Below are 9,393 nucleotides of genomic sequence, written 5' to 3' on the forward strand. Positions count from 1 at the left end.
CGGGGGTCTCACGGCTGGCTGAGGCTCACCGCCAGCACCGCGCGGTCGTCGGCGACGGGCGCGCCGCCGGTCCAGGTGACCAGGTCCCGCAGCAGGACGTCGATGGCGTGCTGCGGGCCGGTCACCGGGCCGAGGCCGGAGAGCCGGATCTCGGGGTCGTAGAAGACGCCTTCGCGGTCGCGGGTCTCGGTCACGCCGTCGGTGACCAGCAGCAGTGTGGCGCCCGGCGGGAAGGCCAGCTCTTCGGGCACCGTGCGGACTCCGCCGAGGTCGCTCATGCCGAACGGCACGTCGGGGGCGGCGGCTTCGAGGGTACGTACGGTGCCGCCGTCGAGCAGGTACGGCGGCGGGTGGCCGCGGTTGAGCAGCCGCAGGGTGTCGCACACCTCCTCGGGGTCCTCGGGGCGGTGGACGAATTCGGCCAGCAGCCCGGTGGTGAAGCCCTCCAGGTACTCCTCGCCGCTGCCGCCGCCGCGCCGTTCCCGGTCCCGGTCCAGCGCCCGGTCCAGGCGCCGCGCGAGGCCCGGCAGGTCGGGTTCCTCGTCGGCCGCCTCGCGGAAGGCGCCGAGCAGCACCGCGACGCTGGCGACCGCGCCCATCCCCTTGCCGCGCACGTCCCCGATCAGCAGCCGTACGCCGTAGCGGGTCTGCTCGGCCGCGTAGACATCACCGCCGATCCGCGCCCCGCTCTGGGCGGCCTCGTACCGGGCGGCTATGGCCAGCGGGCCGATCCGGGGCGGCGGGTCGGGCAGCAGGGCGCGCTGGGCCGACTCGGCGACGTCCCGCACGGTGGCGAGCCGCCGCCCCGAACGGGTCAGCGCCCGGTTGACGGCGAGGCCGATGACGGCGGAGAGCACCACGTTCAGGATCTCGGCCACGCCGACGCCCTCGCGGATGATGCCGCCGTGGACGGTGAGCACGAAGACGCCCACCAGCGACGCCAGACAGGTGAGGACCGCGATGCGGGCGGACTGGATCGCGCCGGCCAGTACGCAGGCTCCGGCCAGCATCGTGTCGCCGGTGTAGGGATTGGGCGTGACGAGGTCGAAGACCAGTCCGCCGACGATCATGGCGGCCGGGACCCAGCGCATCATGGCGGTGGGCCAAGGGGTCACAGTCCGCACATCGTCCACTTGAGGATAATATGCCCGATTCGGGGTGAAGGGGATGCCCCGGCGGAGCCGTCCGGGACGGAACGGGACGGATGCGTCCCGCGGTGATGCGGGCCGCGCCCGTCTGCGGCACGGTGGAGGGACCTCCGAAGGAAAGGTCCGTCATGGCCGAGCACACCTATCGGGTCACCGAGATCGTCGGCACCTCGCACGAAGGCGTGGACGCCGCCGTCAGGAACGGCGTCAAGCGGGCCGCGCAAACGCTGCGCGGTCTCGACTGGTTCCAGATCACCGAGGTCCGCGGGCACATCGTGGACGGCGAGGTCGAGCACTACCAGGTGGGGCTGAAGGTGGGGTTCCGTCTGGAGGACACGGACGGCTCCGCCGGGTAGCGCCCGCCGCACGGGGTGCGCCCCGTCAGGGGCGCCGGGCCCGCGACGGGCGCTGCGGCACCGCCCCGGTCGGCGGTACGGCGTCACCCGCTCGGCGCGGCCCCGCCCCCGTTCGGCGTATCACCGGTCGCCGTATCCGACAGGACGTCAGATCCTTTTGTCATTAAGGCGGGTCATAGTCGGATTCGGTCCCGCCGTGGACGCTGACGCACTCTCGGGAGCCCGTATGAGCCAGGAGACGCCCACCCCGCCGCCCCCGCCGGGGTACACACCCCCGCCGCCCACGCCCCGCGAGTCCGCGTGGGCCGCCGGTGGCACCGTCTTCGCCGGGATGATGCTGGTGTTCGGCGGCGCGCTGGCGATCCTGGAGGGGATCGTCGGCATCAGGAAGAACTCGGTGTACGTCTCCACGCGGGACTACGTCTACAAGTTCGACGTCACGTCCTGGGGCTGGATCCACCTGGCGCTCGGCGTGGTCGCCGTCCTCGTCGGCTTCGGCCTGCTGGCCGGTTCCGCCTGGGCGCGCTGGGGCGGCATCCTGATCGCCGGGCTCAACCTGGTGGCGAACTTCATGTTCCTGCCGTACCAGCCGGTCTGGGCCGTGGTCATGATCGCCATCGACGTCTTCATCATCTGGGCGCTGGCCACGTACGAACCGGCCGGGCACGGTCACGGGTCGCACGGCGGCTCGCACGGCGGGCGGCACGGCACCTCCGCCCCGGGCGCCGGGGGCCGGCTGTGACGTACACGAGCCCCACACTGGAACAGCTCCGCCGCTGCACCGTCGCCGTCGACATCGGCGCCGCCCGTACCCGCGTCTACGTCCGCAACGTCGGCGTCGTCGCCGACGAGCCGAGCGTGGCCGCGGTCGACGTACGCACCGGCGCGCTGATCGCGGTCGGCGAGCGCGCCGAGCAGATGGCCGGGCGCACCCCCGGGCACATCCGGGTGGCCAGGCCGGTCGCGGGCGGCGCGGTCGTCGACATCGAGATGGCGCGGCGCATGCTCAAGCACGTGCTCGGCGACAAGCTCGGCAAGCGGTGGCGGCGCATGCCGGTGCTGCGCGCCGCGGTGTGCATGCCGCACGGCAGCGAGCCGATCGCGCGGCGCGCGGCCATCGAGACGCTGTACGGGCTCGGCGCGCGCAAGGTCGAGCTGGTGGACACGCTGATCGCCGCTGCGGTCGGCTGCGGGCTGCCCGTCGAGCACCCCGAGGCCACGATGATCGTGGTGTGCGGTGCCGGTACGACGCAGGTCGCCGTCCTGTCGCTGGGGTCCATCGTGGCCGCGGAGACGGTGCCGGTCGGCGGTGACGCCATCGACCGCGCGGTCGTGCAGCACCTGCGCAACCACCACGAGTTGATGCTGCCCAGCCAGTCGGTACGGCCGCTGCACCAGATGCTCGGCTCCCCCGGCACCGGCGGGACGGTCACCACCGAGGTCCACGGCCGCGACGTCGTCAGCGGCCTCGCCCGCTCCGTCCTCGTCGAGACCGAGGGCGTGCGCCACGCGATGCGCACCCCGCTCACCTCCGTGCTCGACGCCATCACCACCGTGCTGCGCGCCTGCCCGCCCGACCTGGTCGCCGACCTCGCCGACCGGGGCATCATGCTGGCCGGCGGCAGCGCCCTCATGCCCGGCCTCGACCTCATGCTCGGCCAGGCCACCGGCATGCCCGTCCACATCGCCCCCCGCCCCGACACCGTCGCCGTCCAGGGCCTCGGCGCCATGATCGAGGGCCGGGTCCGCCCCATGGTCCTCGACCCCCTGACGGTCTAGGCGTATTGACCACCAGCCACCCGTCACCCGCGTCGACAACCCTCCGGGTCCCTACGCCCAGGGCGGTCCGAGGGCACCCTCCCCCCCACGGCGGGTGCCCTCCCAGGACGCGCCTTCAGCGCGCGGCCCGGTACGCCAGGCCCCGTACGAAGGCGTCCCGCACGCTCGCCCTCAGCCGCCGGGCCCAGGGCGGGTCCGTCTCGCCGCGCGCCGTGCTCCAGCAGGCGAGGGCGTAGCCGTACTCCGCCGGGCTCAGGTACCCCATCCGGTACCAGGGCTCGTCCCCGCGGCCGGTGAGCATCCGGTCGGTGAGATCGCCGACCGGCACCACCGAGTACCCGGCCGCCTTCACGTAGTCGTCCGCGGCGTTGGCCGTCAGGACGCCCATGCCGAGGTGGACGGTCACCAGGTCGGTGAGGCGCTCCTCCTCCGCGCGGGAGATGCCCAGCCCGGCCACCCGCCGCTCGCCGACCAGCCGGGCGTGCGCCAGCTCGTGGGCGACGAGCCCCGCGAACGCGTCGGGCCGCGCGGCCACGCCGCGGTCCAGTTCGATCACCGCCCGGCCGAGCACCTTGCGGTACTCACCGACCTGGTGCCTCTTGCCCGGGACCCGCTCCGGGAAGTCCACCAGCAGCACACGGACGCCGGAGACGTCCGCGCCCATCACCGCGCCGATCCGCCGCACCAGCGGCTCGACCCGCTCCCGCGTGCCGCTGAAGTCCGCGGGGACGAAGCCCGGCAGCGCGATCTCGCGGTGCGCGGTCGCGGGCCCGAACTCCTCGGCGCACCACCGCAGCCACCGCTCGGTCCAGGCGCGCTCTCTGTCCGGTACGGGACACGCTCCCGGTACGTCGGCCCGCAGCCACGGTTTCGGCCCCGTCGTCCTCGACCCGCCCGGCGCCGGGTCCCTCGCCCGCAGCCAGTCCGCCACCCCGTCCGGCACCCGTCGGCCCATGCCACCCCCCGGTGTTCCCACCCGCCCCCTCCCCCCAGGACGCCCCCCGACCTCCCGCCAGTTGCAGCAGCCGGGCCCGCCGCTCGCCACTGACCGGCGCGGGACCTCGCGGCTCCCGCCGCCGCGGCCGCCGGAGGTGAACACGGCGTGGCCGGGGGCGGAAATGTGGTCGGCGGGGATCGCGGGGGGCGCCAGGGGGCTGGGAGCATGCGGGCGTGACGGGTGCGGCGGCGGGAGAGTTGAGGCGGCGCCTCGGTGTGGGGGACGCCGTGGTGATCGGCCTCGGGGCGATGATCGGCGCCGGGGTCTTCGCGGCGTTCGCTCCCGCGGCCCGCGCCGCGGGCACCGCGCTCCTCGCGGCCCTGGCGGTCGCTGCCGTCGTGGCGTACTGCAACGCGACGTCCTCGGCGCGCCTGGCGGCCCGCCACCCGCGCTCCGGCGGGACGTATGTGTACGGCACGGAGCGGCTCGGCCCCCTCTGGGACTACCTGGCCGGGTGGAGCTTCGTGGCGGGCAAGACGGCCTCGTGCGCGGCGATGGCGCTGACGGTGGGGGCGTACGCGTGGCCCGAGCACCGCCGCGCGGTGGCGGTCGCGGCCGTGGTGGCCCTGACGGCCGTGAACTGCCTGGGCGTACGGAAGGCCGCCTGGCTGACCCGGCTGATCGTGGCGGTGACCCTCGCGGTCCTCGCGGCGGCGGTCACCGCGTGCCTGACCAGTACGCGGGCCGACGCGGGACGGCTGGCGTGGGACGGTGCCGCCTCCGGCCCGCACGGCGTGCTCCAGGCCGCCGGTCTGCTCTTCTTCGCCTTCGCGGGGTACGCCAGGATCGCCACGCTCGGCGAGGAGGTGAAGGACCCGGCGCGGACCGTCCCCCGCGCGATCCCGCTGGCGCTCGGCGTGACCCTCGTGGTCTACGCGGCCGTCGCCGTCGCCCTGCTGACCGTTCTCGGACCCGACGCCCTGGCCCGCTCGGCCGCGCCCCTCACCGACGCCGTCCGTACGGCCGGGGTGCCGGGTCTGGCCCCGGTGGTCCGCGTCGGCGCGGCCATGGCCGCCCTCGGCTCCCTGCTGGCGCTGATCCTCGGCGTCTCCCGTACCACCCTGGCGATGGCACGCGACCGGCACTTCCCGTACGCGCTCGCCGCCGTCCATCCGCGCCACGGGACCCCGGTCAGGGCGGAGGCGGCGGTCGGGCGCCCTGGTCGTGGCGCTCACCGCGACCACCGATCTGACCGGGGCGATCGGCTTCTCGTCCTTCGGCGTCCTCGTCTACTACGCCGTCGCCAACGCCAGCGCCCTGCGACTGGGCGCGGACGAGCGCCGGCCGCACCCGGCCGTTCCGGTCGTCGGCCTGACCGGCTGCGCGGTGCTGGCCGCGAGCCTCCCCCCGGCCTCGGTGCTGGCCGGTCTCGGCGTGACGGCGGTCGGCGCGGTGGCGTACGCGGTGGCCCCGCGCCGGGGCGGCCGGTCGTCCTGAGCGGCACCCGGTGTCGACCGCGCCGAGCAGTGGCCGCCTCGGGCGGACGACCGGCGTAAATCGCGTGACCGCCTCCAGGGGCAGCGGCGAGACTGACGCCATGACCGGTTCCGCACCGCCTCACCCGCTGCGACCGCGCGCGCTGGGGCCCGGGGATCTCGTGGTCCTCGCGGCGCTGTCCGGTCCGCTGTCCGCCGCGCACGAGCCCCATGTCGAGCGGACGGTGGCGGTGCTCGAACGGATGGGATTCCGCGTGCGCCGGGCTCCGCTGCTCGAAGCGGGCCGAAGCCACTGGTGGAGCGCGGCCGCACCGGCGGAGATCGCCGCAGAGCTCAACGGCCTTCTGCGTGATCCCGAGGTGCGCGCGATCGTCGCGAGTGACGGCGGCCAGACGGCGCTCGGCTACCTCGACCTGATCGACGTCGAGGCGATCAGGGCCGACCCCAAGCCGATCCTCGGCTACAGCGACATCTCGCTGCTGCATCTGGTGCTCCACGCACGCACGGGCCTGGTCGGGTTCCACGCCGACATGGCCGTCCCCGGCTTCGGCGGGCACTGGCGGTCCGCGCCCGCTGCGCGCCAGGCGGAACTCGAGAAGCTCTACTCCAGGCTGCTGACCTGTACCGAGGCGATCGGCGCGCTGCCCGCGAGCCCGTCGTGGGAGTGCTGGCGTCCCGGCCGTGCCGAAGGCCGTCTGATCGGAGGGGTGATCAACCGCGTCGTGCTGGCGCAGGCGACGCGGTTCGCGCTGCCGCTCGAACGGTTCGACGGCGCGGTGCTGTTCTGGGAGGAGACGGGCGGCCTGGCCTCGCACGTGTGGAGCTATCTGCAAGTGCTGCGGCACTCCGGCGTCCTCGACCGGATCTCCGGCATGGTCGTGGGCGTTCCGGGCGGGATCGGCGGACTTGAGCCCGGCGCGTCCCCGACCCTGCCCGAGCTGGTCCTCGACGTCCTCGGCGACCGTGACATCCCGGTCCTGGGCAACGTCGAGTTCGGGCACGCCGGTCCGAATCTGCCGATGCCGGTCGGCATTCGCGTCGGCCTCGACGCGCGACGGCGGACGTTGTCGCTCCTCGAACCGGCGGTGGGGCCGCGCGCGACGACAGGCACGGTCGGCTGAACACCGCCGATCAGTGAGTGGGGCCGCGCGCGACGACGGGCCCGGTCGGCTGAACACCGCCGATCAGCGAGCGGACGGCGGGCGTACGCGGTCACCGGCGGTGAGAGGGCGTCCACGCGGACGCGACCGTGGGGGCCGGGCGGGGGCTCTCCTGGGACGAGCGGTGGGGCCGGGGCTCAGAAGCGGGCGCGGTCGGCCGCCGCCTCGCCGTGGCGCCAGCCCTCGGCGTCGCGGCCCTTGAGCCGCGAGGTGGTGGTGGACGGGAACATGCGGCGGGTCGCGTCGCGTACGTCGACCTCGCGGGCGGCGAGGACGGGCAGCAGGTCGGCGGGCGGGGTGGCGGTCTCGGCCTGGGCCTCCCGGGTGGCGGCGGCCAGGCGTTCGCGGACGCGGCCCGCGTAACCGATCAGGAAGGACTCGCGGAAGTCGCGCGAGCGCGAGGTGCCGCCGCGCAGAGCGTGGTCGGCCTGGACGAGCAGCGAGGTGTAGAGGAGTTCGACGGCCTCCAGGTCGGTCGCGAAACCGACCACCGTCGAGAAGCCGAAGTCGGCCGCCCACACCGCCTGGCAGCGGTTCGCCGCCGCGACGGCGTCCAGCAGCAGGGCCTTCGCGCCCTCGTACGGGCGGTCCACCCCGATCCGGCACGCGCCGGGGCCCCGGCCCGGCGCCCCGGGCGCTCCCGTGGCCGCGACCAGCGCCTCGTCGATGCTGTGCCTGGCCATCAGGTGCTGGGCCTTCGCCGACAGCGCCTCGGCCTCCTCGGGGAAGCCGGTGGACTCGGCCTTCGCCAGCAGCGCCCGGATGCGGGCGAGCATCTTGGAGTGCGGGCCGGTGGCCGGGGCCGCCGACGCGGGGCCCGGCGTCAGGGGGGTGATGCGGGGCAGCCGCCCGTACAGGCAGAGCAGTTCCACGAGGGCCGTCGCCGTACTGAAGCGGTCGAGCCGCTCGCTGCGGGCGAACTCCGCGAGGAAGGGTTCCTCGCCGTCCCCCGCGGCCCGCGCCAACCGCTCGTGCCGCGCGTCGAGTTCCCGCCCCGCCATCCGTACGAGGTCCCGAAGCTCCCACCCGCGCGCCCCGCACTCCCGCACCACCCGCCCGGCCAGCTTCCCGGCCGCGCCCTCCCACCGCTCACCCGCGGCGGCCAGCAACGACGCCGCCGCGTCCACGGCGGCTTCCTCCGCCGTCGCCCCCGCGCCGGAGGCCACCGCCGCCGCATACGCCCGCTCGAACTCGTCCACGGATCCATGGTCGCCGACGCGGCGCGCGCCGCTCGCCGGCCCCCGCGGGCCGAGCGCCTACGCGGTCCCCCGCACGGGCCCCGAGAGCCGGAACGTGTTGCGGCCATGTCAATCCGTCCCTTAGGTTGACGCGCGTCGACACAGCCTGCGGCGCAGAGGAGTTGATGTGCTGTCCGTGCTCTGGTGACGCCGCCCCGACCGGGCTCACCGGCCGCTCACAGTCCCGGCACCCCCACCCCGACTCCCACCGCCGACGACCGCACCGCTACACCCCCGGCTCAGCGCGTCAGAGCGTGTCCCCCTCCACACACCCCTGGGAGCATCATGTCCGCAACCACCCCCTCGCGGTTCAGGCCAGCCACCCGCGGTACGGGCTCGGGCTGGAAGACGGCGTGCGCGGCCGGGCTGCTGGCCGCCGCCGTGACCCTGCTGGTCCTGCCCGGCACCGCCTCCGCGTCGACCGCCGCCGCCGACGGCCGCGGCACCCCGACCCGTATGACGCACCCGGATCAGGACCACGCCGGATCGGGGCTCGGGAGCCCGGGCGCGGGAACGCTGTCGGCCGCGGCGCGGGCGGCCGTCGGCACGGGCCCGGCCGGTCTCGACGTCAGCGGTTACCAGGGCAACGTCGACTGGGCGTCCGTCAAGAGCAAGGGCGCCGCCTTCGCCTACGTCAAGGCCACCGAAGGCACCACGTACACGAGCCCGAACTTCTCCCAGCAGTACAGCGGCTCCTACAACGCCGGGCTGGTCCGCGGCGCCTACCACTTCGCGCTGCCGAACAATTCGAGCGGTACGGCGCAGGCCGACTGGTTCGTCGGCCACGGAGGCGGCTGGAGCGCCGACGGGAAGACGCTGCCGCCCGCCCTGGACATCGAGTACAACCCGTACGGGGCCACCTGCTACGGGCTGAGCCAGAGCGCGATGGTGAGCTGGATCCGGGACTTCAGCAACGAGGTGCGCACCAGGACCGGGCGCTACCCGACGATCTACACCACCACCGACTGGTGGACGTCGTGCACCGGCAACAACAGCGGTTTCGGCGCCACCAACCCGCTGTGGGTGGCCCGTTACAGCAGCAGCCCCGGCACGCTGCCGGCCGGCTGGTCGGCCCAGACGATCTGGCAGTACGCCGACTCCGGCACCTTCCCCGGTGACCAGGACACCTTCAACGGCACCCTCACCGACCTCCAGAACTTCGCCAAGGGCAGCGGCTACAATCCGCCGCCGACCACGAGCTGGCCGACCGTCCAGCAGGGCGCGAGCGGCGAGCGGGTCAAGACGGTCCAGTACCTGCTCAACGCCCACGGTTCGTCCC

Annotated in this window: 7 protein-coding genes and 2 pseudogenes; 6 read left to right on the forward strand and 3 right to left on the reverse strand. The window is 74.7% G+C overall.

Going from position 1 to position 9,393, the window contains the following annotated elements; all coding sequences use genetic code 11:
* Nucleotides 1-8: 8 nt before the first annotated feature.
* Nucleotides 9-1,133: a PP2C family protein-serine/threonine phosphatase gene (locus tag ACZ37P_RS05515; RefSeq protein WP_391043015.1), complete on the reverse strand. Its 1,125-nt coding sequence runs from the start codon at nucleotides 1,131-1,133 to the stop codon at nucleotides 9-11.
* 143 nt (nucleotides 1,134-1,276) lie between these two features.
* Between ACZ37P_RS05515 and ACZ37P_RS05520 the strand changes: the two genes are divergently transcribed.
* The 3 genes from ACZ37P_RS05520 (at nucleotide 1,277) to mreB (ending at nucleotide 3,283) form a co-directional block, all read left to right on the forward strand.
* Nucleotides 1,277-1,504, forward strand: coding sequence for a dodecin (locus tag ACZ37P_RS05520; RefSeq protein WP_355336410.1), 228 nt, complete (start codon nucleotides 1,277-1,279; stop codon nucleotides 1,502-1,504).
* A 226-nt stretch (nucleotides 1,505-1,730) separates the two neighbouring features.
* On the forward strand, nucleotides 1,731-2,246 hold the full coding sequence (locus tag ACZ37P_RS05525; RefSeq protein ID WP_355336409.1) for a DUF7144 family membrane protein: 516 nt from the start codon (nucleotides 1,731-1,733) through the stop codon (nucleotides 2,244-2,246).
* Entirely contained in the window at nucleotides 2,243-3,283 is a 1,041-nt protein-coding gene (mreB, locus tag ACZ37P_RS05530; RefSeq protein ID WP_355336408.1) for a rod shape-determining protein, read from the forward strand. The genes ACZ37P_RS05525 and mreB overlap by 4 nt, the downstream gene beginning before the upstream one ends.
* 115 nt (nucleotides 3,284-3,398) lie before the next feature.
* On the opposite strand, the gene ACZ37P_RS05535 is transcribed toward mreB, so the two are convergent.
* Nucleotides 3,399-4,238 (reverse strand): hypothetical protein, encoded by an 840-nt coding sequence (locus ACZ37P_RS05535; protein ID WP_467344974.1) that lies wholly within the window; start codon nucleotides 4,236-4,238, stop codon nucleotides 3,399-3,401.
* A 215-nt stretch (nucleotides 4,239-4,453) separates the two neighbouring features.
* Between ACZ37P_RS05535 and ACZ37P_RS05540 the strand changes: the two are divergent.
* A pseudogene (locus ACZ37P_RS05540) lies at nucleotides 4,454-5,717 on the forward strand (APC family permease).
* A gap of 100 nt (nucleotides 5,718-5,817) precedes the next feature.
* Entirely contained in the window at nucleotides 5,818-6,837 is a 1,020-nt protein-coding gene (locus ACZ37P_RS05545) for a S66 peptidase family protein (protein WP_467344975.1), read from the forward strand.
* 176 nt (nucleotides 6,838-7,013) lie between these two features.
* Here ACZ37P_RS05545 and ACZ37P_RS05550 read toward each other — a convergent pair whose 3' ends face one another.
* Nucleotides 7,014-8,075: a DUF2786 domain-containing protein gene (locus ACZ37P_RS05550; RefSeq protein ID WP_467344976.1), complete on the reverse strand. Its 1,062-nt coding sequence runs from the start codon at nucleotides 8,073-8,075 to the stop codon at nucleotides 7,014-7,016.
* Nucleotides 8,076-8,399: 324 nt separating this feature from the next.
* Here ACZ37P_RS05550 and ACZ37P_RS05555 point away from each other — a divergent pair.
* Nucleotides 8,400-9,284 (forward strand): annotated as a pseudogene (locus ACZ37P_RS05555) (lysozyme); the annotation flags it as partial.
* Nucleotides 9,285-9,393 lie beyond the last annotated feature (109 nt).

This window comes from Streptomyces sp. NPDC024632 (assembly GCF_055559175.1).